Genomic DNA, 25,007 nt, shown 5'->3' on the forward strand with positions numbered 1-25,007 from the left:
CGACACTGGCAGGCTATTCCACATTTCCTCTTGCATAACTGTGCATAGTGTATATATACTGTGCTTACCGGTTATATACACGTGTAGCCCAACAGCTAAGGAGCCGCTGTGGACATCATCCTATCCAATTCGAGCGACAAGCCCATCTACGAGCAGATCTCCTCGCAGGTCAAAGCTCAGATCCTTTCGGGCGCACTCGCTGCGGGAGCCAAACTCCCCAGCATTCGTGCGCTCGCGAGCGACCTCGGCGTGAGCGTCATTACCACCAAGCGTGCCTATGCCGACCTGGAGCAGCTCGGCTATATCTGCACCGTGCAGGGCAAGGGCTGCTTTGTCGCCGAGGGCAACCAGGAACTCTTGCGCGAAAACCAGCTTTGCCATATCGAAGAGTTGCTTGCGCAGGCCGCTACGCAGGCCGAAACCCTGGGCGTCACGCGCGACAAATTGCACGAGATGCTCGACCTTGTAGCCCCCGAAACCATGCAGTAGCCATCTGCAAGAAAGGCTATACCATGCAAAACTTGCTAGAACTCAAAGGCGTCTCACGCCGCGTAAGCGACCGCTTTTCCCTACGCGATGTCACACTCACCGTGGAGCCCGGCCAGATTGTTGGCTTTGTGGGCGCAAACGGCGCCGGTAAGACAACGACGATTCGCGCCGCGCTCGGACTCATAAAGCTCGATGCCGGCGAGGTGCACCTGTTTGGGCAGCACTGCGGCACCGACGCGCCCGGCGAGACACAGCGCCATCTGCGCTCCCGCATCGGTCTTGTCCTGGACACGTGTCCTTTCCCTTCCACGCTCAAGGTGGGCCAGATCGAGACGCTCGTAGGCCCGGCGCACCCCACATGGAGTCGCGAAACATTCGCCAGATTTATCGAACGATTTGGCCTTGATCCCAAAGCCAAGGTCAAAGACCTCTCCCGCGGCATGGGTATGAAGCTGCAGCTCGCCTGTGCGCTCAGCCACAATGCCAGGCTGCTCGTTTTGGACGAAGCCACCGCGGGCCTCGATCCCATGGCGCGCGAGGAGCTGCTCGATGAGCTGCTCGCCTTTGTTTCCGACGGCCAGCGCAGCGTACTGCTCTCGAGCCACATTACGTCCGACCTCGATAGCGCCGCCGATCGCGTCATCTGCATCGATAACGGTTCGATTGCATTTGACCTGCCACGCGAGGACATTACCGACCGCGCCGGAATCGCCCACTGCACGCAAGCACAGGCCGCAGAGCTCATGGCTTGCGTCGAAGGCGCCCGTGCTGCCCGCCACGCCTATAGCGTGGACGTGCTCGTGCCCAACCGCCGTGATACGCTCGAGGCTTTCCCCGAGATTCCCTGCGATCGGGCAACCATTGATGACTACCTTCGCCTCATGCTGAAAGGGGCTTCGAAATGAAACGCGCCTTTATGTCCGAGCTCGCCATCGTTCGCACGCTTATCCCGAGCATCGCGGGTGTCGGCTTATTTATATTCATCGTGATGACCCTCGCCAACGCATCGGATGGTGATTCCGGCATGAGTGCTGGCGCCTGCGCAGTCAGCGCCATGTCGCCCATCATGATCATGAACTCGCTAGCCGGCTTCGACAATCAAAACGGATGGGAGCGCTATCGGGCAACGCTGCCCTTCTCGCGCAAAGACATCGTCTGCGCACGTTACCTGTGTATCGTTGCTTTCTCGGCCATCATGGCATGTGCGGCCGCGCTGTTGAACATCGTCACCATCCCACTCTTCAATAATGCAGGCATTTTCCCGACGGGACAGGTCGTATTTGAGATCGCAATTGCCTCGGCAGCCTCGATGCTCATCTCCCTCATGATGGTGTTTTTGGCGCAGCCGCTGTTCTTTCGTTTTGGACACATGGAGGCGCTGCGCCTGTCCGTTGGTCTGTTTGCCTTGCTCGGTTGCCTTGCTATGGCCACGCTGAGCTCCTCCAACCCCATCAGCAACTGGCTCATGTCGATTGCCGGGGCAAATCCCGATTCCGCCGTCCTCGGCTGCCTGTGCGCAGGAATTGCCGTCCTGGCCCTCGCGCTATGCGCAATCAGCTGCACCGTCAGCACCAAGGTTTATCGAGTACGCGACCTGTAATCGACAGCTAAAGGACTTGGGCGGCACCCCACCTCATTTACTAGATAAGACGAAGCAGTAACAACGTCGTTACCACCCTTCACGGCATGCCGTTCACTTCTCGGAAAAACATTCACCTTCAATTCGAGCCCTAACCAAATGGCTCCCCGGAACATGGCCCCGTCTCGCCGCGGCCATATCAAACCTTCATGGTGGGGCGGTATCCTTATGTCCATAAAACTCGCAGGATAAACCCATTATCCAAGGAGGCACCGCACCCGTGTCGTGGGTCGTCGCAGCATTTGCGTCAGCATTCTTTGCCGGCATCATATCCATCTTGGCCAAATGCGGTATCAAGCAGACCGACTCCGATATCGCGACGGCCATTCGCACCTGCGTGGTGCTCGTTTTCGCCTGGGCAATGGCGGGCATTTCTAGATCCATTGGGACCATTGGCAGTATCGAACCCAGATCCTGGCTCTTTCTCGTCCTCTCGGGACTCGCTACAGGTGCTTCGTGGATCTGTTACTTTAAGGCGTTGAGCATCGGAGACGTCAATAAGGTCGTACCGGTCGACAAGATGAGCACCGTGCTCGCCGCGCTGGTCGCCATCGCGCTTTTTGGTGAGACGAGCAACCTTGCGGTTAAGCTCGTGGGAACCGCTGTCATCACCCTCGGCACGTTTTTAATGATCGAGAAGAAGCAGTCCGCCGGACCCGAGCAGCAGCAAGACCGGACCTGGCTCGCTTACGCCCTCGGCGCCGCCGTGTTCGCGGCACTCACCTCCATCCTCGCCAAGATCGGCATCGAAGGCGTCGAGTCAAACCTGGCCACGGCAATCCGCACCTGCGTGGTACTGGTTATGGCATGGGCAATCGTGGCAGCCAAGGGAAAACTGGAGCAGGTCGCGCACGTTGACCGGCGCGAACTCACATTTCTCGTAACATCGGGCATCGCAACCGGAGCATCGTGGCTGCTCTATTACTACGCCATCGCTGCAGGCCAGGTGAGCGTCGCGGTGCAGATCGACAAACTATCGATTGTCGTATCGGTACTATTTGCGCGTCTGGCATTCAACGAAAAACTCTCACGACGCAGCGCCATCGGTCTCGCCCTCATCGTACTGGGCACCGCCGCGCTTGCAATTTGGAAGTAGCGCCGATACCGAACGAAATCCAGTCCACCCGCAAATCCGTGACACAGCGCCCGCACCGGACTTGAGATGTTTGTACTGACTGCGCGCTATCGTGCTACTTGCGCAGCGGCTTGGGCAGCGGAATGCCAGCGGCAATAACGGCGGCGATGATCATGCAGACGATACCCTTGAGTGGGAAGCACATGAGCAGCAGGCCCACGACCATGACCGGCTGACGCATGACCGCACCCATCGTCGATGCCGTGCAGACGGCGACGCAAAAGACCGGATCGGCGCCGGTGAGGACAGCAAGGCCGTAGCCCAGGCTTACGCCCGAGAAGATAACCGGGAAGAAGTGGCCGCCGCGCCAGCCCATGTTGATAAGGGCGGGCGTCAGCATGGCCTTGACAAGACCGGTTGCAATGAGTACGCCAGCGGGAATGGTCATATAGGTCTCCATGAGCACGTCGGCCTGCGTCTCGCCGGCAAACATGGTGTAGGGCAGGACCGTGCCGCAAATGGCGAGCGCCAAACCGGCCAGCATGGCCTTGATGACAGGGTGCTCCCCCATGGCGTGGGCCAGTGCCTCGCTCGCGTGCTCCGAAACAAAGTACAGCCAGCCACAGACAGTGCCGATGAGCGCCAGGGGAATAAGCCAGGCAAGCTCGAGGTTGCCCACCTGAGCAGCCTCGAACCTCGGCATACCCATACCGCCGCCCATAAGCTGGCCGAGCAACAGATAGGTGCCCAAGCCGCCGGCAATCGCGATGCCGTAGACCACGGTCTTTTGCGCCTTGGGCAGCTTGATGGTGATCTCGTCGGACGCTGAGTCCTCATCGTCGTCGGCGCCCTGGCCGTCGGCGCTGCCGGCGAGCGGCGCCACAAAGCCAAAGACAGGCGCGGTAAAGAGCGCCGTCAGGGCAGCCTGGGTACCCAGCAGCGTGAGTTGCCTAAACTCGGCGCCAAAGCAACGCATGCGGTCGCCGACCCAGCTGCACAGACCTGCAATGACACCGGTCAGGCCAGCCTCCGGTCCAATGCTTCCGCCAAACAGCAACGGCAGCAATGCCGCAAGAGATAGCTTGCCGAGGTTGTCGTACGGGTAGCGGCAGTCGCGCTTTACCTTGGCCATCACCTGGTTGAGGTCATCGGTCTTGGTGCCCGTCATCTTTTCGTACAGACCGATCAGCAGGCCGCCCAGCAGGCAGACGAAAAACGGGTACGGTAAAAAACCGAACGGACCGCTCGCGAGCTCGGGCGAAGCGACGCCCAGCATTTGCGGAATCTCGGTCCATAGATAGTCGATACCGTGCTCCATCGCAAAAAAGAACAGCCAGACCGCAGCGCCTGCGAAAGCGCCAGTCACAGCAACGCTAGCTAAAAACAGCGCACGGTTTTTGGGTTTTGCCAGGTTACCCATCGGGTCCTCCCGTGGTCAAAGTCAACATAGATACGCCTTATTGTAGGGCGAGCATTGTCCAGACGAGCCAACCATCTGCGCCCCAAACGACACCATTGAGTGCCAGGGCACTACGGATGCGAACCTCAACTCCCAATAATCGAGGCAATCTCGCGCAAATCGTCGGCAAAGTAGATGCCTTGCTGGCGCTGCGGACTCGATAAGCCCTTATCGATCATATGCCCGAGCAGCGCCTTGAGGTCGTTGTAGTAACCGTCCAGGTTATACAGGATGCACGGAGCACTCAGGTGTCCCAACGATACCGCAGACATGACCTCGGCAATCTCCTCGAGCGTGCCCGTCCCGCCGGGAAAGGCAATGAAGGCATCGCCAAGCTCAATCATCTTGGCTTTGCGCTCAGCCATATCGCTCGTCACGATAAGGTCGTCAATACCTTCGTGTTGAAACTCTGCCTCGATAAAAAAGCTCGGCTCAACGCCCGTCACATGCCCGCCAGCATCGAGCACGCTATCGGCAAGCGCGCCCATCAGGCCCGATTTAGACCCGCCGTATACCAGCGCGTGCCCGTTGGAGCCAATCCAGTTGCCCAGCTCTTGCACCGCAGGCAGAAACGCCGGGTCATTGCCGACGCTGGCGCCCAGATACACGGTGATATTCATATTCAGTCCCCCTCGTCGTGACGCACGGCGCCCGTTCTAGCGTTGGCGTCGGCGATATTCGCGTACGCGGCGCGACAGGTCAGCGAGCTCGTCACGATCGAGCTCTTCCAAATGCTCAAGATCATCCATAAAGCGCGCCATGGTGTCCTTTTGGCGCAGTTTAATGAGCGTATTGCAGTAGTTCACCGCCACACCCGTGAGCATGGCGATGTAGAAGATGCTGATGACGCTCAGGACGACGGTAATAGCGCGGGCGACCGGCGTTTCGGCCGGGATATCGCCAAAGCCGATGGTCGAGACCGTCTCAAAGCTAAACCAGAGACCATCGCCAAACGTGAGGGTCGTGGGCTCGGACAGCCAGACAGCCGTCGAGCACAGCAGGTAAAAGATAAGAAACAGGCCCGTGATGCGTGCAAAGCCAGCCTGTCGCAACACGTCGGCAAGCGTCCTCAACTTGTTCATCGCGACCCCTTTTCCCAGACGCCCAATCACATTCGCTCGGTATTGTCCCACGCCTTCCCCGCAAACGGAACCAGTCGTCGGGGACGCTTCTAAACGGCGGGTTATGAAGGACCGTCCCCGTGGCAAAACGGCATACGTTTCAATCTGCGACAAATAGGACATCCCCACAGGTCTCACGGCCCGAACGAGTATCTTGATATAGACATACCGCCCACCGCCGTGCCCGCAGCACGCAAAAAGAAAGGGAGTCCACAATGTTTAGGCCTCTTCGCAGAAAAAAGCGCGCCATCACCGATAAACAGGCGCGAGAGCTGCTCGCCGATTGCAAGCGCGGCGTTTTTGCCGTCAACGGCGACGATGGCTATCCCTATGCCATTCCCGTCAATTACTTCTTTGACACCGAGCACGACAAAATTTATTTTCATGGTGCCAAGGCAGGACACAAGGTCGACGCACTCAAACGAAACGACAAAGTCTGCTTTACCGTCTATGGCAACGATTGGTATAAGGATGACGACTGGGCACCCTATGTTCAGAGCACCGTGGTTTTTGGCCGCTGTCGCCTCGTGAACGATGACCCGGCATTTGTCGAAGATACAATCCGCCAGCTCGCCCTCAAATACTACCCTTCCGCCGAGGAGGCCGAAGAGGAGATCAAACAAAGCATAGGGGGCGTCCAGCTGTATGAAATTACGGTTGAGCACCTTTGCGGCAAGCAGATTCAGGAAAAATAGCAAACGCGGAAAACGTGCTCGCAGCCCTCTGTGCCCTCTGTGCCCTATGCGCCCACGCACGCTAACGGCGTGGGCGCAGACCGCGGCGGCCGAATCGCTTGCCCCCTATACCCCAAAAACGTAGCGGTCCAAGCGGTCGCACGCCTCCCTTACACGCGAAAGCGGCAGTGCTAGATTCACGCGAATGTGGCAAGATCCGTGGAACGGACGGCCGTCCTGATAGCCCACGCCCACACGCGCGCCCTCATCGAGCAGCCACTGAATATCGCGGCCATGCTCGCGGCACCACTCCGTGCAGTCTAGGAACACCATATAGGTGCCCTGCGGGCGCGAATAGGACACGCCCTCAAAATGCTCGTCCACGTAATCGCAGAAGTAGTCAATGTTGCCCTCGATGACCTCGTTGAGTTCATCGACCCACTCGTAGCCCTGCGGCTGGTAGGCGCCGATAAGCGCATGCATCGAAAGGACATTCATCTCGTTATAGTGGGTCATATTGGACACGGCGCACACGCGATCGCGCAGCGTCTCGTTATAGATGATGTGGTAGCTGCCGACCAGGCCCGCCAGGTTAAACGTCTTGCTCGGCGCATAGAGGGCGACCGTGCGCATGCGGGCATCCTCGCTCACCGACTGCGTCGGGATATGCTTGTGGCCGGGCATGATGATGTCGGACCAGATCTCGTCCGAGATCACCACGCAATCGAGCCGGCGATAGATGTCCATGGCGCGCTCAATCTCATCGCGCTCCCATACGCGGCCGCAGGGGTTATGCGGCGAGCAGAACACCGCGGCATGGATATGGTTTTGGACGAGCTTGCGCTCCATGTCCTCAAAGTCCATGCGCCACACACCCTGGTCGTCGAGCTTAAGCGGGCTGTGGACAATGCGATAGCCCGCGGCTTCGATAGACTTGGTAAAGCCGATGTAGGTAGGGCTGTGGACCAGCACCGCATCGCCTGGCTGAACATACGCACGCAGCGTCGACACGACACCGCCCAGCACGCCGTTTTCGTAGCCGATATGTTCAGGGCGCAGACCCTCGACGCCATTGCGGCGGCTCTGCCATTCGATGATGCGGTCGAAATACTCGGAGCGCGGGTTAAAGTAGCCAAACATGGGATGCTGAGCGCGCTGAATGATGTGCTCCTGGACCGTAGGCACCGTGGCAAAGTTCATGTCGGCCACCCACATGGGAATGCGGTCGAAGCCCTCGTCAGGCGCGTTCGGAGCCATGCCGGGGATCTCGCCCCAAGAGTCAGCGGCGATGGAGTCCATGCCGTGGCGGTCGATGATTGAAGTGAAGTCGTATTTCATGCTGGACTCCCGTGCAAAGTAGACTGTTTCGATAGGCGCTATTGTCCACCAGCGTGGGCGGTTTTGGCGCGGGGTTTGGCGCTTAATTTGACGGGTGCAGACGAATGGCAGGTTAGTCTTGCGCGTCGTTGACGGCAACTACGGTTAGCTGGGTTTCGTCGACCGTAAAAGATATGTCGAGCCCGGCGAAGGCCAGATGATAGACGCGGTTCGGCTCGTGCTTGCTGCCTGCGCGGCGCGGGTCTTGGCGCAGGACCTCGACCAGGCCGGGGAGCTTTGTGGGCGGGACCATATCCTGCAGCGTCTGCGGGAACTCGATGTCGAGCTCTTGCCACGGAGCATCCTCAATCCAGCCGCCGGTCGCATCCGGGTGACAGTCCGCAAACGGAATGTAGGGCTTAATGTCGTAGATGGGCGTGCCGTCGCGCAGATCGGCCCCCAGCACATGGATGATGGGGCCATCGTCGGTGAGCTCAACGTGATCGAGCCTTACGCAGGTAAGTCCGATAGGATTGGGGCGAAACGGGCTGCGCGTGGCAAAGACGCCCACGCGCTCGGCTCCGCCCAGACGCGGCGGGCGCACAGTTTTCGACCACTTGGCATTGGTGCCGGACCTGTCCTGCGTCTTGGCATCGACGGCGATGTCTTCGGCCGTGCCGCCGGGCGTTCCGTTTTCAAAGCGCCAGAGCAGCCACAGGTGAGAGAAGGAGTCCAGACCCTCAACTGACGCGCTGGAAGCATATTCCGGCTCAAAGACAATGCGCCCCTCAAGATGGGGCGCCAAAAAGCTGTTGCGCGGAATGCCGAACTTCTGCGGCAGGTCGGTATGTATGTGTGCGATAGGTTCCATGCCGGTCATTGTACGGCATGGAGGCGTGGGGCGTTGCGCGCAATTCTTCGCCGCGGTCCTCCGTCGTGCAACCAACGGTTGCTTGGAAGGGCACCTGCTGCCGCGTATGCTTAAGCCATCAACCAGCAGAAAGGAGCCGCTATGGCCTTTGCAGAAAAGCTCATCGCCGTCCGTCGCGCCCATCACCTTACCCAGGAGCAGCTCGCCGCCAAGCTCTTCGTCACACGCCAAGCCGTCAGCCGTTGGGAGCGTGGCGAGGTCATACCGGGCATCGACATGATGAAGCTCATCGCCGCCGTGACCGGCGAGCCACTGTCTCATCTGCTTGAAATGCCCGAGCACTATTGCCAGAGCTGCGGCATGATACTCACGCCCGACGACTGCGGCACCGATGCTGCGGGTACCGCGACCGACCATTACTGCAAGTGGTGCTACGACCATGGCCAGTACACCTACGACACCACCATGGAGGCAATGATCGAGGATTGTGCCCCGCGGCTGGCGCAAAACACCGGCATGTCGCTCGACGAAGCCGTCTCGCTCATGGGCGCCGTCCTGCCGCAACTGGAGCGCTGGCACACCGTGCAGGAAAACGAGGAGCGCTACGGCGCCGAAGCGCGGGCGCGCTATGGCGATGAGGCTATCGATGCAGCAAACGAAACATTGTTGGATATGGACCCCGAAACCTGGAACGACATGAAAGAACTCGAGCGCGCGATTCTGGGCCAGCTCTCGATTGCCATGGACGACGGCGACCCAAAGAGCGTCGAGGCCCAAAAACTTGTTGCGATGCATCGTCGTTGGATTAGCCTCAACTGGGGACGCGAGCCCCAAGACGACGCATACCTAGGCCTCGCCCACGGCTACCTTGCCGACCAACGCTTTGTTGACTACTACGACAAGCCCTGCGGCACCGGGGCCACAGCGTTTTTGGTTCAGGCCATCGAGTCGTCGCTGGCTCGCGCATAGACCGCGGCGGCTTTGGGTATCTCAATCGAAACCTCAACCGATTGGAGACCTATGGCTACTGATCACGAGCTCGAGCTGTACGTTATGACCGGCTGCCCGTATTGCTTAAAGGTCAAGCACTTTTTGGCCGATAACGGCGTGACCATTCCCGAGCGCAATATCTCGACCGATTCCGATGCCGAACAGACACTCATCGCCGTCGGCGGAAAACGCCAGGTTCCCTGCCTGTTCATCGACGGCAAACCACTCTACGAATCGAGCGACATCATCGCGTGGGTGCAGGAAAACCTGCTCTAGTACGCACGCTCTGTCCGTCCAGGGCCCCAACCCATACGACCCAAACATGTACACCAGCATCCAAAGTCGACATTTTTCGACATCTTTGGATGCTGGCGTACAGCTTTTTGGTAGTCATGGACGCTCTTGGCCGGCTAATTGTTTGAGGAGACCTTTGGATTATGGCTGTTTGACGCCTCTGGAAAGGTTTCCGAGAGGGCTGTGGTCAAAAAAGGGCAAATATGAGTACTGCTACCTGTTTAGTAGCAGCGATTTTGATCACTTCAGGAACTATTCAACGTTCCACTCGTCCGCAGACGACGTTATTTCTCCTCATATGTTCAATAAAAGTAGCTCTTAATGGGAACAAATCTCATCAGGAGCTACAATTTATAGCAAATAAATGCAACCATAATGGCAACAGTACTCATATTTGCCTTTTTTGACCACGACCCTCCAGAATAGTCGCTGAGAGCGACACTAAATGACAAAATCCGACACTTGAACGTTCTTATATGAGTAGCCATTGAAGGACACCTAACGACTACTCCCATTCGCGACACACTGTGTCGCGAATTAAGCTGGCCCCATTACCGAAGACCAGTGAGAGCTCCTGCCCAGAATCTCAATAGCTTAATAAAGGGCTCCCCTCCGGAAGTTCAATGAGCATCCAAATTCCAAGCTGAAAAGCAAAGGAGTATCGAAGCCGTCAATGCTCATTTCCTATCGAACAGGCAGGTCAAAACAAGCTAATTAGCCCGATGAACTGCTTGTATTTTTGTCTACAAAATTGTATACAAAAAGAGAATCCGAGAACCGGCGCTCGACATTATGTCGATCGATAGGAGGCGCCATGGATGCTAAGCAGCTCGAAAAGATGATGGGGTTTGCTCCCGGAGAGTTGAAGAAAGCCGCGGAAGCCTACGAAAAAGATGAGTGGCCGAAAGGTCGCACCATCAAGTTGGGAAGGCCACCAATCTCCGATGAGCCGAGCGTCGTTATATCAGCACGTGTGGGCGAATCGATTCTTGAGGCGTTTGGCGAAAAAGCCAAACGCCATGGGCAAACACGCACGGAGCGGCTCAGAGAGCTCATTACACTTGATGCACTGATTGCCTAGGCCCGCTCCCCCGTCGGACCCAAACATGTACACCAGCATCCAAAGTCGACATTTTTCGACATCTTTGGATGCTGGCGTACAGCTTTTTGCATGGGCCCAGCACAGGCGATCCGTTCTTCTCCGTCCCCAAGGGATCATTTAGCCACAAAAGCGGGCGATGGGCGCAAGTGGCTGCTCGCGAAAGACACGCTCGACGGCGGCACGGTATTCATCGACCTTTTTGGTCTTGCGTACGAGCTTGTGAACGGTCGCGGGATCGGCGAAGGCGCATTTGGCGTAGAACCACCACTCCTTCATGCGAAAGACCGCGTTGCCCCCAATCTCGTCCGCATAGGCCGCAAACAGCATGTCATGGAAGCGTTGCAGCTCAGCGGCGGTAGCGGCAGGGTCGCCCTTAACCATGCGAGCCAGCGCGGGATTCGCAAGCAAGCCGCGCCCCAACATTACGTGACGTGTTCCGGGATAGGCCTTCACCAGCGCATCCATGTCCTCAAGATCAAAGATGTCGCCGTTATAGGCCACGGGGAACGGCGCCCGTTCCAGCGTCTCGCCGTAAAACTCTTTGCGCGGTGAGCCCGTATAACGGTCCTTTTGCACGCGCGGATGCACGATCAACTCCGCCAGCGGCATTCGGCAATAGAGGTCGAGCACGCGCTCGTACTCGTCATCGCATTCGAGCCCCAGCCTGGTCTTTACCGACACCGGCAACGGCGACCGCTCGCACACATCGCTTAAGAACGCCTCGAGCTCGTCGAGATTGCGCAAGAAACCCGAGCCCTTGCCCTTGGCGACAACCGTTCCCGAAGGGCAACCCAGGTTGAGATTGACCTCGCGGTAGCCCATGTCGGCGAGCACCTGTGCCGCCCACACAAACTCGTCCGCATTCTTGGACATCAGCTGGGGCACCACGTTAAGTCCCTGGTTATTAGCAGGGTCGATCTCTTTAAACGCCTTGCCGCCAAAGCGATTGCCCACCCGCGGCGGCGGCAAAAACGGCGTGTAATAACAATCGAGCGCGCCGAAGCACTCCGCATGCACGCGACGGAACACATGCCCGGTAATCCCCTCCATAGGGGCCAGCGATAAATACATCAACATCCATTCTCAAATCAATGTGACAAAGGGACAGTCCCTTTGTCACATTATTCGGAGCGCAGGGCCTCCACGGGGTCTTTCTTGGATGCACTGCGGGCCGGCAGCAAACCGGCAACGACCGTCAGCAGCACCGAAATCGCGATGAGCACCAGCGCATCCTGCACGGGCAGGCTCATCAGATTGGGTACCTGTTTGGCAGCAAGCGCCCAGGCATTAACCGGAAAGCTCACGGCCACCACGACGACAATAGCAAAGACGCCGGCAATGAGGCCCTCGATAAAGGTCTCGGCATTGAACACGTTGGCCACGTTGCGCTTTGACGCGCCGATCGCGCGCAGGATGCCAATCTCCTTTTTTCGCTCCAGCACGCTGATGTAGGTGATGATGCCGATCATGATGGAGCTCACCACCAGGCTGATGCTCACGAATGCGATGAGCACCAAGCTGATGGTGTTCACGATGTCGGTCACCGAACCCATGATGATGCCCATGTAGTCGGTGTACGAGATCGCCTGTTCATCGTGGCCAGCAGCTTTGACCTGTTTGTTGTACGCATCGATGTGATCGAGTACGCGCTCCTTGGCCTCAAAGTCACGCGGGAAAATCTTGACCGAGATGGGGTCTGCCTCGTCCGCATAGCCCAACGTGCTCAGATTGTTATCGTAGGTGAGCTTTGACGCCTTGGCATAGCTCATCATGAGCGAGCTCAGGTCCTCGGCGTCCATGTTGAAGTGGATGGCGCGAGCGAAGGCACCCACATCCACGCGCATGGCGCTCGCCAAGTTGGCAAAACTCGAAGACATCTGCGTCGCCATTTGGTCCATAAGTCCCGCCGCACCCATCTTGAGCTGGGCCGATACCGTCGTCGCAATCTGTTCGCTGATTGTCTTGGTCACCTGGTCCATAGCCTGCTGCAGATACGGAGCCAGCTGCTTTTGCACATAGTCGGCCATCGCCTGCTGCAGGCGCTCGGCCAGGGCATCGCCGCCGAGGGCCTTGAGCTGAGCCAGGTATTGCTGGGCGGCGGCATCATGCTCAAGATACGTCGAGAATGCGGCAGCAAGCTTTGACGCGTCTTTAAGATCTTCGGGTGACAGCGCCTTAAACTGATCCGACTGCATAAAGCCCTCAAACAGCTGGTTGACAAGCGTTCCCACCTGCTGCATTTGCTCAGGCGTGAGTTCCAGGCCCTCAAAGATACCCGAGAAATCTGGAGCCGGCGCTTTGGCCATGATGTCGCTGAAGTCGACGTCCTTCCCAACGCCCGAAAGGTCAATGTCCAGACCGGACAAGTCGATACCAGAAAGGTCCATACCGCTGGCCGCACCCGAGAGCGCAGACGTATCGAGCGAGAACGCGCTCTTTAGCGCCGCCTCGTCCACGCTGAACATGCTGCCCAGATCAACGCCTTGCTTGGCCTCGCCTTGCAGCTCATCAAAGGTTTTACCCGTAAAGACATCCGTCTCGGGGCGGGCAAGCTGCTCCTGCACGATCTGCGAATCGGCAGCGCGCTCCATAAGCTGGCGAGTCAGCGCATGCGTGTAGGCAATGCCCGGGGACAATGCACTCGCGTTAGCCGTCTCGTTGGGTCGCACCACGCCCACAATGCGCACGTCGATACCGTCAGCAACCTTGGACGCCATAAAGTCGGCATCGCCAGACATGTCAGTCCACATGCCGGTCTCTTCGTTTTTGCGATAGGCATCGGCCGGCGACAACACCTTAAATGTCGTGGACAGCGCATCGTCGTAGGTAAAGTCGGTGCCGGTCTCGGGCGTCTCGACCTTGCCGTCGGCCGTCATGGCGCTGTTGACCAGGTCATTGAGCTCATCGATATCCAGCGCACCGATGCTATAGAGCGTATAGTCGCCCACCGTGCCGCGGCTCGAAAGCACCATCACGGCCTCGTTGGCGGACGTGGGCCAATGGCCGACAACGACATCGTACTGGCTGTCGAGCAGGCTCTGGTCGTCAATCATCTCGTTAAAGACCGAGGTTCCCATGGAATCCATGCTCACCGTTGCCGCCGAGCTCGCGCCTCCGCTCATGGCCTCGGTCATGGCGTTGGGCACCAGCCGGACAGGCTTCTCATCGCCCTTGCCGGCACGATAGACAACCGGCGATACACCGTAGCCGTACTGAATGGCGTTGACCTCTTTATCGATGCCGTCGCCACCGGCATCGAGCCATGCCTTAAAGCTCGTCATGTCATTGGACTTAACGCTCGCAAACATATCCTTTACGGCCGTGACCACAGGAATCTTATCGGTTCCCTTAGCCTCGCCGTCGGCACTGTCGTCGGACGAATCCACGCTTTCAGACGAACCGTCATCCGTGGCCCCCTCTCCGCCCATCATGGACGACAGGTCGTAATCCTGCTTGGAAATGGTGAGTGGGTAGCTCGAGAGCGTGTCCTCCTCAACCTTTTTGATGTAGCCGTTTACGCCATTGGAGAGTGCCAGGATCGCCGCAATGCCGATAATGCCAATCGAGCCCGCAAAGGCCGTCATGGCCGTACGGCCCTTTTTGGTCATAAGGTTTCGGGCAGAAAGCCCCAGCGCCGTCACAAAGCTCATCGAGGTTTTGCGCGTAGGCTTGGCCTCGCGGCGCGCGGCCTTGGCAACATCGAAGGGGTCGGAATCGTCGGTGATCTTGCCGTCCGCCAGGGTAACGATGCGCGTGGCGTACCTGTACGCCAGCTCGGGATTGTGCGTGACCATGATGACCAGACGGTCGCGCGCAACGTCCTTGAGCAAATCCATGACCTGCACGGATGTCGTTGAGTCTAGGGCGCCGGTCGGCTCGTCTGCCAGCACGATCTCGGGGTCGTTGATCAGGGCGCGGGCGATGGCCACGCGCTGCATCTGTCCGCCCGATAGCTGGCTCGGGCGTTTGTTAACGTGCTCGCCCAGGCCAACTTTCTCCAACGCCTCGCGCGCACGCTGGCGGCGCTCGGCATGCCCCACACCCGTGAGCGTGAGCGCCAGCTCCACGTTTTCCAAAATGGTCTGATGCGGAATGAGGTTATAGCTTTGGAACACAAAGCCGATGCGGTTGTTGCGGTAGGCATCCCAATCGCGATCGTAAAAATCCTTGGTCGAAATACCGTCGATCAGCAGGTCGCCGGAATCGAAATGGTCGAGTCCGCCGATGACGTTGAGCATCGTAGTTTTACCCGAGCCCGAGGGACCCAGGATGGCTACAAACTCGTTATCGCGAAAAGACAGGCTTACGCTGTCGAGCGCTACCTGCGTAAACGACTGCGTAACGTACCTTTTGCAAATATCTCTGAGATCCAGCATGGACGGCAACCTCTCTCGCGCGGGCGCGCTCGCCCGCTCCCCCGCCGTTCACGTTCGGCGCGTTTGTCCTACTCTATCCTCATTTTTGGCCGATACCAGTGAGAAATGTAACGAACCGCGCCAAAAAACGAACGGGACAGCACGCCGCATGGCGCACCATCCCGCGTATAACATCCCCGATGCGACAAAGAGGCTGTCACTTTGGCACATTCCAATGCGCGCTACTTTTCGAGCCCGCACGGCATAACGTTAGCGCTGCCGCGGCGAGCCTCAGTCACGGCTGCAAAGAAGCGATAGCCGCCCGAGAAGTTAAAGCACTCAAAGCCATGCTGCGCCAAAATGCGGCAAGCAATGTAGCTGCGAATGCCGCTCTGGCAAATCACGTAAACCGGCTTGGCCCGGTCGAGCTCGCCCAGGCGATTACGCAGATCATCGACGGGAATGTTTACGAAACCATCGATATGCCCGCGCTCATACTCCCCTTCCGTACGAACATCGAGCAGCTGCACGCTGCCATCGCGTGGCAAGTTGGGCTCATCCTCCCAATGCCACTGCGCCAGTATGCCGCGATTGAGGTTCTCGATCATAAAGCCCGCCATATTGACGGGATCCTTCGCCGATGAATACGGCGGCGCGTATGCTAGGTCCAAATCCTTAAGCCTATCGCCGCGCATGCCTGCCTGGATGGCAGTCGCCAGGACGTCGATACGCTTGTCCACACCATCGATGCCCACGATTTGCGCACCCAGCAGGCGCAATCCCTGCTTCTCGAAGACAACCTTCATGGTCATGGGCGTTGCACCCGGATAATAACCCGCATGCGAACCGGGCGACAGGACCACGCTGTCGCAGTCAATTCCCGCCGCGTGTGCTGCCTTTTCGGATAGTCCCGTGCTTGCCACCGTCAAATCGAATACCTTGATAACCGATGAGCCCAACGATCCGAGGTAGCAGCTGTCCATGCCAGCTATGACATCGGCGACGACACGCCCCTGCTTGTTGGCGGGGCCGGCGAGCGAAATGACCGCGTCCTCGCCGGTCACCTGATGCGTGACCTGCACGGCATCGCCCACGGCATACACGTCGGCAGCAGAGGTCTCCATGCGGTCGTTGACCACAATAGCCCCCTTGATGCCCAGTTCGAGCCCCGCCTCTTGCGCCAGATGGCTCTCAGGTGCCACGCCAATGGCAAGCAGCACCATATCGGCTCCGATAGGGTCATCGCCCGCAACATGGGTGACAACGCGGCCATCAACTTCCTCAAAACCTGTCACATCGGCCTTGAGGCGCAGATCGATACCGTGCTCACGCACCTCGGTATGCAAAAGGGTCGCCATGTCGTAATCCAGGTTGTTCATAAGCTGGACGGGACGCTGCAGAAGGGTCACCTGGAGCCCCAGCTCACACAGATTCTCCGCCGTCTCGACGCCAATGAAGCCGCCGCCGATCACGACGGCACTGCTCGGTCGCCGCTCTCGAACATAGCTGTGAATACGCAGCGTGTCCTCAACGGTGCGTAGGCTAAAGATTTTATCCGAGTCGATGCCCGGCAACGCAGGGCGGATCGGCTTTGCACCCGGCGACAGGATGAGCTTGTCATACGTCTCGACAAATTCCTCGCCCGTCAGCATATTGCGAACCTCGACCGTATGCGAATCGGGATGGATGGCAAACACCTCGTGACTCGTCTTGACCGCAATGCGAAAGCGATCCCAAAAGCCCTTGGGAGACTGCAGCGTCAATGCGCTCTCTTCTTCTATCACGCCGCCAATGTAGTACGGAAGCCCACAGTTGGCATACGATACAAAACCCGTGCGCTCAAAGATGACAATTTGGGCCTGCTCGTCGAGTCTGCGCAAACGTGCCGCCGCCGATGCGCCGCCCGCGACGCCTCCAACGATAACCACCTTCATAGCCAACGCACCACCTTTCCCGTGTAGCCGCTTATGCCGCCGATATTCTTGACACTGCCATACCCAGAACGCTTAAGAAAACTCACAGCTTGGTTGCTTCGCGCACCGCTCAGGCAATGCACGAAAAGCTGCGTGCCCTTGTCTGGATACAGCTCAAGCACCTGGTTGATACGATTGAGCGGAACGTTGACGCTGCCCGGAATGTGGCCCTGTCCATGCTCGTCAGCACTCCTCACGTCGAGCAGCACCGCCCCCTTAGAAGCCTTCCATTCCTGGACGCCCACATTAATGTCCGGTCCTGCAAACAAATCAAACAATCCCATAGCGCACTCCTTTGCTGGTTGCTTTGGGCAAGTATGCCAAGGCACTGCGGTCGCGTTCTGTGACCAAGTCACCAAACGGAAAAATTTGTTGCCGACGGCAGATGCAGCTGCGCGGTAGGTCTAGACCAACCGTGCTAACCCATCTACATCACGCACGATAATCCGTCCGCGCCTAATCTCGATGAGCCCGTCCTGCGCAAGACGTCGCAGAGCGCGCGTCACCGCTTCGCGCGCAGAGTTGATGTCGCGTGCAAGCTCGTCTTGCGTTACGGCAACTTCTGCTGTGCCCGCAGCTCGGCAATGCTCGAGCACGTAGCTGGCGACGCGCTGATCGAGGCGCTTAAAGAGCATCTGCTGCAGCACGCATACCACCTGGGAGTAGCGCTTCACCTCAACCTGGAGCATAAAGGCCTTAACGTAGACATTATCGCGGGCGAGCTGGGCACACACGCTCGCAGGCACCACCAAAAGCGATGACCTGCGTGCTGTAACCACCATGGTGTCAAATGAAATCTGCTCGATAACGCACGAGGCCGTGGTGACACAGCACTCTCCGCAGCCAACCCTAAACAGCGTGACCTCCTTGCCTTCCTCGGAAAGCAAGCTCACGCGAATGTCACCTTCGATAATAAAGACAATGCCAGTGCAAGAATTTCCGCTGCTACCGATTATCTGCCCGGCATCAAAGAATCGCAGCGACGAGCGCTCTGCCACGAGCGTCTGCTCATCGGATGTAAGTTGTCCCCAAAACGGCAACCGCTCGACCATGCTGCCGACCATAGCCGCCCCCTTTCGACGTATACCCATGATGCTACCCCGAAGCAGAAAAAAGAGTCGCTGTTTCCAGCGACTCCCCTTCAGTTGTCTGTCCCACGGACTTACTGTTCGCTCTTCGCGAGTGCCTGATCGATCAGTTTGTTGAGCGCCTCGCGCTGCTCAGCGGAGTTGACGCCGCCCATGATCGGCTCTCCCACAATGTTACCGTTCTGGTCGATCACATAGGTGGTCGGGAACGAGTAGAGGTTGGAGGTGAACTTTCCGGCCTCGCTGTCCGACTTAAACCAGATGTTCTTATACGTCACGCCCTTCTTGGAAAGCACGTCCTTGGCATCGGCCACCTCGTCTTTGTTGCCATCGAGCGTAAAGGAATTAACGCCCACGACCTGGCCGCCCTTCTCGGCAAGCTCCTTGTTGAGCTTCTCCAGATCGCCCAGCTCTCCCACGCACGGCTTGCAGGTGGTAAACCAGAAGTTCATGACGGTGACCTTGTTCTTGGAGAACAGCTCGTCGCTGTTTACATCGTTGCCGTCCAAGTCCTTGCCCTTAAAGCTGGGAAACTTCGTCTCCCCGCTCTCGCCGTTGGTCATGCCTGCGGTCGAGGCATCGACGATCTCCCCCTCGCCGGGCGTGCTGCCGCATCCGGGGAACTCCTTCTCCAGCGCCATGAGCTTGTCCTCGATCTCCTTGACCTGCTGCGCGCCGGCCTTAAGCGTCTTAAGCTCATCAGCCGCAAACTGATCCTTGGCGCCCTCGATGGTATCGAGCAAGAAGTCACCGTAGTTCTTGCCGTCCTCAATCATGGGAGTGTCTTTGTTGGCCGCAAGGAACACCTTTTCCCATAGGGCGTTATCGCTCGCAAAGATCTCGTTTTCCTTTTGCAGCAGCTGCTGGTACAGCTCGGCCGCCTCCTCGGCACTCGACGGCTTTTGCGCTATGAGCTCGGCAATCTGCGCATCGCCGCTCGTGGCATCCTTCGCGTCGCCCTTGGGGGCAGAGCACGCCGCGAGAGTCAGCGCCAGCACGGGCAGCATCAACAGAGCCGCAATTTTTGACAGTTTCATGGTTCCTCCGTTTATATCGAAACTTATATAGGTACCTATTTGTTTTCGCAGGCTTGCGTGGACTGCGCGGGTTTGTCGCCCGTCACACCCAGCCCGTAGCGAAAGCTAATAGCATCGACGGGGCACGCGCCCACGCATTTGCCGCAACGAATGCACTCGGCATGGTCGGGCGTACGCGTAACGTCCACGTCCATCTGGCACACCTTGGCGCACTTGCCGCACGAGACGCATTTACAATGATCAACCCGAATCCCCAGCAATGACACCTTGTTCATGAGCGCATAAAATGCGCCGAGGGGGCAAATCCATTTGCAGAAGGGGCGATAAAACAGCACGCTCAGCACCGCAACCACAATGAGGATCGCGAGCTTCCAGGAAAAGAGCTTTCCCAGCGCGGAGCGGATTCCCACGTTCATGATGGACAGCGGAATCGCGCCCTCGAGCACACCTTGCGGGCAGATGTACTTGCAAAAGAACGGGTCGCCCATACCCACATCGTTAACCACCAAGACGGGCAGCAGCACCACGGCAAACAGCAGCACGGCATACTTGATGTACGTGAGCGGCTTGAGCTTTTTCGTGGAGAGCTTTTTGCTGGGAATCTTATGAAAAAGCTCTTGTAGCCATCCAAACGGGCACAAAAAGCCGCATACAAAACGTCCCAGCAGCACGCCGATCAGAATGAGCGTTCCGGTGACGTAATACGAAAAGCTAAACTTAGACGAGCCCACCACCGACTGAAACGACCCGATGGGGCACGCACCCGAGGCCGCCGGACACGAGTAGCAGTTGAGGCCCGGCACGCAGACGGCTTTGCCCGCTCCCTGGTAGATGCCGCCCTTGGCAAAGTTAGGCAGGTGAATATTGGTCGCAAGCGTCGCCGCCGCCTGAATCAATCCACGAAATCGCGCTAAAAGATGCGATGCAGTGTTTTTTCTTTTATCCAATTCCGATACACTCCAAGCACAGCCTGATTGCCTTGGCCAGCACGGCATCTGCCTCGCCGCGCATAATTCCAAAGCCAACCATGGCTACCCCAACGATCAGCAAAGCCACCTGCGCCACAGGCTTAATCGCTTTGAACAATCTGACCACTCTTTTCGTTTCGCGACCCATTGGACCATACCGACTATAAAATCCGTGTTAAGCGTGAATGATTATGCAAGGAGAACGTTATACGTATCTTGGTCGTCGAGGACGAGCGGGCGCTGTGCGATGCGATCGCACGCAGCCTGCGCAACTTGGCCTATAGCGTCGACTGCTGCTACGACGGACAACAGGCCCTCGATCTGCTCGATGTCGAGACCTTTGATCTTGTTGTGCTCGACCTCAATCTCCCTCATGTCGACGGCATGACCGTGCTCAGGCAACTCAGGACAACTGATTGCGAGACCAAGGTGCTCGTGCTCTCGGCACGCGGCGAGGTCTCCGACAAGGTAGCGGGGCTCGGTGCGGGCGCCAACGACTACCTCACCAAGCCGTTCCATCTTGACGAGCTGGCGGCACGCATGCGCAGCCTCACGCTCGGGCGCTTTACGCAAAGCGACGTTGTTCTAACCTGTGGATCACTGAGCTTTGACACCAAGGCGCGCCTCGCCTCCGTGGGCGGCGAGGTTCTATCCCTCACGCGCAAGGAGACCGGCATCCTGGAATACCTGATGCTTAACCAAGGGCGGCCGGTGCGCCAGGAAGAGCTTATCGAGCATGTATGGGACAGCAGCGTCAACAGCTTTAGCAACGCGACCCGCGTGCATATCTCATCGCTGCGCAAAAAGCTGCGCGGCGCGTTGGGGCACGACCCCATCCGCAACCGAATCGGCGAAGGCTACGTTATGGAGGACGGCAAATGAAGCGGCTGTCGCTGCAGTGGCGCATCACGTTGATGACGGCCTTACTGATATGTTCGACCTGCGTACTTATGAATTGCCTGGTTGGTTACTCCGGCATGCGCTACATGGACTCGATTGGTGCAGAAGCGTCGGCGCACAACAAGGTGGAGACCGCAGCGCCCAGCTCATTTGACCCGGCAAGCAAAGAGCTCGACGATGAGTTGACCATCGTCGTGAGCGACGCCCAAGCATCGTTTAGCGCGACGAGCTGGTGCATAACCGCGGCGGCGACGCTGCTCGGTGGCGTGCTAGCCTACTTCGTGAGCGGATATGCGCTGCAGCCGTTGCGCTCCTTTGCGGCGCAAGTCGAGAGCGTGCGGCCCGACAACCTCGCCGACACAAAGATCAGCGAGGACGTGCCCTCTGAACTCAGGCGCTGCAGCGCGTCGTTTAACGACATGATTTCCCGCCTTGACGAGGGATTATCCGCACAAAGACAGTTTACGGGCAATGCGGCGCACGAGCTGCGCACGCCGCTCGCGCTCATGCAAGCCCAGGTTGAGTTGTTTTGCGCTGAGCACCCCGACGCCGATGCCGATACAGCGAGCCTGCTCCGGCTGCTGCAGGAGCAGACCGAGCGAATGACGCACATGACAAAGACCCTGCTCGAGATGAGCGAGCTGCGTAGTGTTCCCTGCAACGATGCGATTGACCTGGCGCCGATGATCGAAGAAGTGCTCACCGACCTGGCGCCCCTTGCCGAGCAAAAGGGCATCACGCTTGTAAGCAAGGGCGACGCGCAAACGATCGGCTGCGACACGTTGATCTATCGGCTACTGTTCAACCTGGTTGAGAATGCCATTCGCTACAGTGCGCCCAGCTCAACCGTGCAAATCGGCGCCCGTGCCGAAGGCGACCGCGTGCTGCTTCGCGTGCGTGACCAAGGGCCAGGCATTCCCAAGCAATACCAGACGAGCATCTTTCAGCCCTTCTTTCGCGTCGACAGATCGCGCAGCAGAGCATATGGCGGTGTGGGGCTGGGGCTTGCGCTGGTCTGGGAGATCGCCGCGCTTCACGGCGGCTCCATCGAGGTCGAAGAAAGCTCGAAGCGCGGAACGACCATGCTCGTGATTCTTCCCGCTCGCGCACCCGGCTCATTAAAATAACGAACGGGATGGCACGCCGTGTGGTGTACCATCCCGCACATAACATCGAAGATGTGACAAAGGGACCGTCCCTTTGTCACATCTGCTAGTTCTCGTCGCCTACCAGCTGAGTTAGCTTACTCCCACTCGACCGTGCCGACGGGCTTCGGCGTAAGGTCGTAGCAAACGCGGCAGATACCGGGGACCTCGGCGGTCACGCGTGCGGTAATGCGTTTGAGCAGCGCCCAGTCGAGCTCGGGCACCTCAGCGGTCATGACGTCGGCGGTATTGATGCAGCGAATAATGCAGGGCCAGTCGTAGGCGCGCTTGCCCTCGCGCACGCCGGTGGCGCGGAAATCGGGCACCACGGCAAAGTACTGCCAGATGGTCAGACCGGCCTTGTCGATCTCCTCGCGCACGATGGCGTCGGCCTCGCGCAGCGCCTCGAGGCGGTCGCGGGTAATGGCGCCAAGGCAGCGGACGCCCAGGCCAGGACCGGGGAACGGCTGACGCTCAACCATGTTCTCGGGCAGGCCGAGCTCGCGGCCCACGACGCGCACCTCGTCCTTGTACAGCAGCTTAACGGGCTCGCAGAGCTCAAACTGCAGGTCCTCGGGCAGACCGCCAACGTTGTGGTGGGCTTTCACGCCGTCCTGCGACTCCAGAATGTCGGGGTAGATAGTGCCCTGGGCGAGGAAGCTGACCTCGTCGCCAACCTTGCGGGCCTCCTCCTCGAACACGCGGATGAACTCGGCGCCGATGATCTTGCGCTTGGCCTCGGGCTCGTCGACGTCGACGAGTTTATCGAGGAAGCGGTCGGTGGCGTCCACATAGACCAGGTTGGCGTCCATCTGGTTCTGGAACACGTCGACGACCTGCTCGCTCTCGCCCTTGCGCATGAGGCCGTGGTTCACGTGCACGCAGATGAGCTGCTTGCCAATAGCTTTGATCAGCAGCGCCGCGACGACCGAGCTGTCAACGCCGCCGGAAAGGGCCAGCAGAACCTTCTTGTCACCGATCTGCTCGCGGATTGCGGCGACCTGCTCGTCGATGAACACCTGGGCAAGTTCGGGAGTAGTGATACGCACCATATCGTCGGGACGCTTGTTGGGATCCATGCAGGGCTCCTTTTCGGTTCGATGGAACGCGCCGCACATATGCAAACGCGCTGTCATATGCCCTCATTATATGCAGAGCAAGGTTCGTTTCCCATCGCCGCAACGGAGCTTTTTGCAGGGGTGGCAATTTTTCCTAATGTCGAGGTCAGCTAGGCTTCGGTAGCCACCTTGGGAGCATCGCCAATAGACTCTTCCTTATACGTTCGGCATAATCGTAGGCGATAACCACAAATTCCAGTCCCGAGCAACAGGAGTACAATTGCTGCTAATGTGGCCACCTGATGGAAGATGGAAGATGGACTACGATAGTTACCCGCTCATTCCCATGCCGTTGATGTGCACCGCCTTTGTGCCGGGGCAGATTGACGCTGCGGTTGCAGGCATTTCCGACCCCGATTCACGCACCATCGCCACGGCAGAAGCGCTGTACTTTCGCGGACAGGCCACCCTCGCTGCCAAGACGGCGCGCCCCTATCTTGACGCCACCGATCCCGCGCTGCGCTATTCCGCATGCTTTATCTGCGGATATGCCAGTCTGTCGCTCAACCGTATCGCCGATGCCCGTCGTTGCCTTACGGGCATCCTCGATACACCAACTGACGAGGAATCGCCCGCCGCTCACGCCACGCATATCCTGTTCGCCTCGGCCGCGAGTGTCCTGCTGCACTTGCCTTCCCCGTATTCTGCCGAAGAGTTTTATCCGCTTGCGGCGCATCTGCCCGAAGGCCTGCGCCTGTTCGCCAGCTACGTGATGGCGCATGCCCTGTACCTGCGCGGCGAATACGGCCGCAGTCTGGGCATGGCGGAAAACGCCCTGATCATGAAACAGGGGAGCTATCCGATCTCGGAACTGTTCCTGCACCTGGCAGCTTCCATGGCCTGTATGAGCCTCAAAGACGTCGACGCCGCAAAGGCACACTTCGGAGCCGCTTGGGACATTGCGCGTCCCGACGGCCTTATCGAGCTCATTGGCGAGCACCACGGCCTTTTGCAGGGGCTCATCGAGGCATGCCTAAAATCGCAATACCCTGACGATTTCGCACGTATCATCGAGATTACGTATCGATTCAGCTACGGCTGGCGGCGCATCCACAACCCCGATTCGGGCGAGGACGTGGCTGACGACCTGACGACCACAGAGTTCACCATGGCCATGCTCGCCTGCCGCGGATGGACCAACGCCGAAATCGCTCGTCATATGGGAGTATCGCCGGGCACTGTCAAAAACCGCCTATCCAGTGTGTATGCAAAGCTTGGCATCGGCACGCGCACCGAACTGGTCGCTCATATGCTGCGTTAGCGGCCAGACTGCCTAGCGCGGCACGTGCGCCCCGGAGCCCCGGCGCTTCGCTCGCTCAAATTGGACATTTTGGCCCTCGGACGGCACTACCGTGACAGGATGCCTTCTCGCAAAATTGGATTATTTCCACC

Annotated in this window: 25 protein-coding genes; 11 read left to right on the forward strand and 14 right to left on the reverse strand. The window is 58.4% G+C overall.

Features of this window, described 5'->3' with window-relative positions:
* Window positions 1–108: 108 nt before the first annotated feature.
* The 4 genes from DXC90_RS02190 to DXC90_RS02205 all read left to right on the forward strand — a co-directional run bounded on the left by DXC90_RS02190 (window position 109) and on the right by DXC90_RS02205 (window position 3,224).
* On the forward strand, window positions 109–489 hold the full coding sequence (locus DXC90_RS02190) for a GntR family transcriptional regulator (RefSeq protein ID WP_117734572.1): 381 nt from the start codon (window positions 109–111) through the stop codon (window positions 487–489).
* A 23-nt stretch (window positions 490–512) separates the two neighbouring features.
* Entirely contained in the window at window positions 513–1,394 is an 882-nt protein-coding gene (locus DXC90_RS02195; RefSeq protein WP_117734573.1) for an ABC transporter ATP-binding protein, read from the forward strand.
* Window positions 1,391–2,089, forward strand: a complete 699-nt coding sequence (locus DXC90_RS02200; protein ID WP_117734574.1) for an ABC-2 transporter permease — start codon at window positions 1,391–1,393, stop codon at window positions 2,087–2,089. Before DXC90_RS02195 ends, DXC90_RS02200 begins: the two co-directional genes overlap by 4 nt.
* 259 nt (window positions 2,090–2,348) lie before the next feature.
* Window positions 2,349–3,224, forward strand: a complete 876-nt coding sequence (locus tag DXC90_RS02205; protein ID WP_117734575.1) for an EamA family transporter — start codon at window positions 2,349–2,351, stop codon at window positions 3,222–3,224.
* Window positions 3,225–3,318: 94 nt separating this feature from the next.
* On the opposite strand, the gene DXC90_RS02210 is transcribed toward DXC90_RS02205, so the two are convergent.
* From DXC90_RS02210 to DXC90_RS02220, 3 genes are all read right to left on the reverse strand, one after another.
* Window positions 3,319–4,623: a chloride channel protein gene (locus DXC90_RS02210; protein ID WP_117734576.1), complete on the reverse strand. Its 1,305-nt coding sequence runs from the start codon at window positions 4,621–4,623 to the stop codon at window positions 3,319–3,321.
* 125 nt (window positions 4,624–4,748) lie between these two features.
* The gene (locus tag DXC90_RS02215) at window positions 4,749–5,282 is read right to left on the reverse strand and encodes a TIGR00730 family Rossman fold protein (protein WP_117734577.1); all 534 of its coding nucleotides are present in this window, start codon (window positions 5,280–5,282) and stop codon (window positions 4,749–4,751) included.
* A 36-nt stretch (window positions 5,283–5,318) separates the two neighbouring features.
* On the reverse strand, window positions 5,319–5,744 hold the full coding sequence (locus DXC90_RS02220) for a potassium channel family protein (RefSeq protein ID WP_158550201.1): 426 nt from the start codon (window positions 5,742–5,744) through the stop codon (window positions 5,319–5,321).
* Between the two features lie 254 nt (window positions 5,745–5,998).
* Here DXC90_RS02220 and DXC90_RS02225 point away from each other — a divergent pair, with 254 nt between their 5' ends.
* Window positions 5,999–6,478: a pyridoxamine 5'-phosphate oxidase family protein gene (locus DXC90_RS02225; protein WP_117734579.1), complete on the forward strand. Its 480-nt coding sequence runs from the start codon at window positions 5,999–6,001 to the stop codon at window positions 6,476–6,478.
* Between the two features lie 105 nt (window positions 6,479–6,583).
* On the opposite strand, the gene DXC90_RS02230 is transcribed toward DXC90_RS02225, so the two are convergent.
* Together DXC90_RS02230 and tsaA are read right to left on the reverse strand one after the other, a co-directional pair.
* Entirely contained in the window at window positions 6,584–7,795 is a 1,212-nt protein-coding gene (locus tag DXC90_RS02230) for a MalY/PatB family protein (protein WP_117734580.1), read from the reverse strand.
* Window positions 7,796–7,907: 112 nt separating this feature from the next.
* Entirely contained in the window at window positions 7,908–8,645 is a 738-nt protein-coding gene (gene tsaA / locus DXC90_RS02235) for a tRNA (N6-threonylcarbamoyladenosine(37)-N6)-methyltransferase TrmO (RefSeq protein ID WP_233502110.1), read from the reverse strand.
* Window positions 8,646–8,786: 141 nt separating this feature from the next.
* Here tsaA and DXC90_RS09495 point away from each other — a divergent pair, with 141 nt between their 5' ends.
* The 3 genes from DXC90_RS09495 to DXC90_RS02250 all read left to right on the forward strand — a co-directional run bounded on the left by DXC90_RS09495 (window position 8,787) and on the right by DXC90_RS02250 (window position 11,010).
* Window positions 8,787–9,614 carry a TipAS antibiotic-recognition domain-containing protein gene (locus tag DXC90_RS09495; protein ID WP_158550202.1) on the forward strand — a complete coding sequence of 276 codons (828 nt, stop codon included), beginning with the start codon at window positions 8,787–8,789 and terminating at the stop codon, window positions 9,612–9,614.
* Window positions 9,615–9,665: 51 nt separating this feature from the next.
* A complete protein-coding gene (locus DXC90_RS02245; protein ID WP_117734582.1) occupies window positions 9,666–9,911 on the forward strand; it encodes a glutaredoxin in 246 nt (81 codons plus the stop codon).
* 832 nt (window positions 9,912–10,743) lie between these two features.
* Complete coding sequence (locus tag DXC90_RS02250) at window positions 10,744–11,010, forward strand: hypothetical protein (RefSeq protein ID WP_117734583.1); 267 nt, start codon at window positions 10,744–10,746, stop codon at window positions 11,008–11,010.
* A gap of 138 nt (window positions 11,011–11,148) precedes the next feature.
* On the opposite strand, the gene DXC90_RS02255 is transcribed toward DXC90_RS02250, so the two are convergent.
* The 8 genes from DXC90_RS02255 to DXC90_RS09840 all read right to left on the reverse strand — a co-directional run bounded on the left by DXC90_RS02255 (window position 11,149) and on the right by DXC90_RS09840 (window position 20,600).
* Window positions 11,149–12,102: a tRNA-dihydrouridine synthase gene (locus tag DXC90_RS02255; RefSeq protein WP_117734584.1), complete on the reverse strand. Its 954-nt coding sequence runs from the start codon at window positions 12,100–12,102 to the stop codon at window positions 11,149–11,151.
* Between the two features lie 50 nt (window positions 12,103–12,152).
* The gene (locus DXC90_RS02260) at window positions 12,153–15,407 is read right to left on the reverse strand and encodes an ABC transporter ATP-binding protein/permease (RefSeq protein ID WP_117734585.1); all 3,255 of its coding nucleotides are present in this window, start codon (window positions 15,405–15,407) and stop codon (window positions 12,153–12,155) included.
* A gap of 221 nt (window positions 15,408–15,628) precedes the next feature.
* Entirely contained in the window at window positions 15,629–17,320 is a 1,692-nt protein-coding gene (locus tag DXC90_RS02265; RefSeq protein ID WP_117734586.1) for an FAD-dependent oxidoreductase, read from the reverse strand.
* Window positions 17,317–17,643 (reverse strand): rhodanese-like domain-containing protein, encoded by a 327-nt coding sequence (locus DXC90_RS02270; RefSeq protein ID WP_117734587.1) that lies wholly within the window; start codon window positions 17,641–17,643, stop codon window positions 17,317–17,319. The genes DXC90_RS02265 and DXC90_RS02270 overlap by 4 nt, the downstream gene beginning before the upstream one ends.
* Window positions 17,644–17,763: 120 nt before the next feature.
* Window positions 17,764–18,423 carry a Crp/Fnr family transcriptional regulator gene (locus tag DXC90_RS02275; RefSeq protein ID WP_158550203.1) on the reverse strand — a complete coding sequence of 220 codons (660 nt, stop codon included), beginning with the start codon at window positions 18,421–18,423 and terminating at the stop codon, window positions 17,764–17,766.
* 98 nt (window positions 18,424–18,521) lie between these two features.
* Window positions 18,522–19,484 carry a redoxin domain-containing protein gene (locus DXC90_RS02280; protein ID WP_117734589.1) on the reverse strand — a complete coding sequence of 321 codons (963 nt, stop codon included), beginning with the start codon at window positions 19,482–19,484 and terminating at the stop codon, window positions 18,522–18,524.
* A gap of 35 nt (window positions 19,485–19,519) precedes the next feature.
* Window positions 19,520–20,431: a 4Fe-4S binding protein gene (locus tag DXC90_RS02285; RefSeq protein ID WP_233502111.1), complete on the reverse strand. Its 912-nt coding sequence runs from the start codon at window positions 20,429–20,431 to the stop codon at window positions 19,520–19,522.
* Window positions 20,424–20,600, reverse strand: a complete 177-nt coding sequence (locus DXC90_RS09840) for a CD1871A family CXXC motif-containing protein (RefSeq protein ID WP_117734591.1) — start codon at window positions 20,598–20,600, stop codon at window positions 20,424–20,426. Before DXC90_RS09840 ends, DXC90_RS02285 begins: the two co-directional genes overlap by 8 nt.
* 59 nt (window positions 20,601–20,659) lie before the next feature.
* Here DXC90_RS09840 and DXC90_RS02295 point away from each other — a divergent pair, with 59 nt between their 5' ends.
* Both DXC90_RS02295 and DXC90_RS02300 read left to right on the forward strand, forming a co-directional pair.
* Complete coding sequence (locus DXC90_RS02295; protein ID WP_117734592.1) at window positions 20,660–21,334, forward strand: response regulator transcription factor; 675 nt, start codon at window positions 20,660–20,662, stop codon at window positions 21,332–21,334.
* Window positions 21,331–22,479, forward strand: a complete 1,149-nt coding sequence (locus tag DXC90_RS02300; protein ID WP_117734593.1) for a HAMP domain-containing sensor histidine kinase — start codon at window positions 21,331–21,333, stop codon at window positions 22,477–22,479. The genes DXC90_RS02295 and DXC90_RS02300 overlap by 4 nt, the downstream gene beginning before the upstream one ends.
* Before the next feature lie 116 nt (window positions 22,480–22,595).
* On the opposite strand, the gene guaA is transcribed toward DXC90_RS02300, so the two are convergent.
* The gene (gene guaA / locus DXC90_RS02305; protein WP_117734594.1) at window positions 22,596–23,576 is read right to left on the reverse strand and encodes a glutamine-hydrolyzing GMP synthase; all 981 of its coding nucleotides are present in this window, start codon (window positions 23,574–23,576) and stop codon (window positions 22,596–22,598) included.
* A 295-nt stretch (window positions 23,577–23,871) separates the two neighbouring features.
* Here guaA and DXC90_RS02310 point away from each other — a divergent pair, with 295 nt between their 5' ends.
* Window positions 23,872–24,876, forward strand: coding sequence for a helix-turn-helix transcriptional regulator (locus tag DXC90_RS02310; RefSeq protein WP_158550204.1), 1,005 nt, complete (start codon window positions 23,872–23,874; stop codon window positions 24,874–24,876).
* Window positions 24,877–25,007 lie beyond the last annotated feature (131 nt).

Origin of the sequence: Collinsella sp. TF09-1AT, from assembly GCF_003436895.1 — a bacterium.
Lineage (GTDB): Bacteria > Actinomycetota > Coriobacteriia > Coriobacteriales > Coriobacteriaceae > Collinsella.

What these genes read in the sequence shown, in the direction of transcription:
- DXC90_RS02195 (WP_117734573.1), top strand. Translation starts at nt 513, where the DNA reads ATGCAAAACTTGCTAGAACTCAAAGGCGTCTCACGCCGCGTAAGCGAC.
- DXC90_RS02200 (WP_117734574.1), top strand. Translation starts at nt 1,391, where the DNA reads ATGAAACGCGCCTTTATGTCCGAGCTCGCCATCGTTCGCACGCTTATC.
- DXC90_RS02210 (WP_117734576.1), bottom strand. Translation starts at nt 4,623, where the DNA reads ATGGGTAACCTGGCAAAACCCAAAAACCGTGCGCTGTTTTTAGCTAGC.
- DXC90_RS02215 (WP_117734577.1), bottom strand. Translation starts at nt 5,282, where the DNA reads ATGAATATCACCGTGTATCTGGGCGCCAGCGTCGGCAATGACCCGGCG.
- DXC90_RS02220 (WP_158550201.1), bottom strand. Translation starts at nt 5,744, where the DNA reads ATGAACAAGTTGAGGACGCTTGCCGACGTGTTGCGACAGGCTGGCTTT.
- DXC90_RS02225 (WP_117734579.1), top strand. Translation starts at nt 5,999, where the DNA reads ATGTTTAGGCCTCTTCGCAGAAAAAAGCGCGCCATCACCGATAAACAG.
- DXC90_RS02230 (WP_117734580.1), bottom strand. Translation starts at nt 7,795, where the DNA reads ATGAAATACGACTTCACTTCAATCATCGACCGCCACGGCATGGACTCC.
- tsaA (WP_233502110.1), bottom strand. Translation starts at nt 8,645, where the DNA reads ATGGAACCTATCGCACACATACATACCGACCTGCCGCAGAAGTTCGGC.
- DXC90_RS09495 (WP_158550202.1), top strand. Translation starts at nt 8,787, where the DNA reads ATGGCCTTTGCAGAAAAGCTCATCGCCGTCCGTCGCGCCCATCACCTT.
- DXC90_RS02245 (WP_117734582.1), top strand. Translation starts at nt 9,666, where the DNA reads ATGGCTACTGATCACGAGCTCGAGCTGTACGTTATGACCGGCTGCCCG.
- DXC90_RS02250 (WP_117734583.1), top strand. Translation starts at nt 10,744, where the DNA reads ATGGATGCTAAGCAGCTCGAAAAGATGATGGGGTTTGCTCCCGGAGAG.
- DXC90_RS02255 (WP_117734584.1), bottom strand. Translation starts at nt 12,102, where the DNA reads ATGTATTTATCGCTGGCCCCTATGGAGGGGATTACCGGGCATGTGTTC.
- DXC90_RS02260 (WP_117734585.1), bottom strand. Translation starts at nt 15,407, where the DNA reads ATGCTGGATCTCAGAGATATTTGCAAAAGGTACGTTACGCAGTCGTTT.
- DXC90_RS02265 (WP_117734586.1), bottom strand. Translation starts at nt 17,320, where the DNA reads ATGAAGGTGGTTATCGTTGGAGGCGTCGCGGGCGGCGCATCGGCGGCG.
- DXC90_RS02270 (WP_117734587.1), bottom strand. Translation starts at nt 17,643, where the DNA reads ATGGGATTGTTTGATTTGTTTGCAGGACCGGACATTAATGTGGGCGTC.
- DXC90_RS02275 (WP_158550203.1), bottom strand. Translation starts at nt 18,423, where the DNA reads ATGGTCGGCAGCATGGTCGAGCGGTTGCCGTTTTGGGGACAACTTACA.
- DXC90_RS02280 (WP_117734589.1), bottom strand. Translation starts at nt 19,484, where the DNA reads ATGAAACTGTCAAAAATTGCGGCTCTGTTGATGCTGCCCGTGCTGGCG.
- DXC90_RS09840 (WP_117734591.1), bottom strand. Translation starts at nt 20,600, where the DNA reads ATGGGTCGCGAAACGAAAAGAGTGGTCAGATTGTTCAAAGCGATTAAG.
- DXC90_RS02300 (WP_117734593.1), top strand. Translation starts at nt 21,331, where the DNA reads ATGAAGCGGCTGTCGCTGCAGTGGCGCATCACGTTGATGACGGCCTTA.
- guaA (WP_117734594.1), bottom strand. Translation starts at nt 23,576, where the DNA reads ATGGATCCCAACAAGCGTCCCGACGATATGGTGCGTATCACTACTCCC.
- DXC90_RS02310 (WP_158550204.1), top strand. Translation starts at nt 23,872, where the DNA reads ATGGACTACGATAGTTACCCGCTCATTCCCATGCCGTTGATGTGCACC.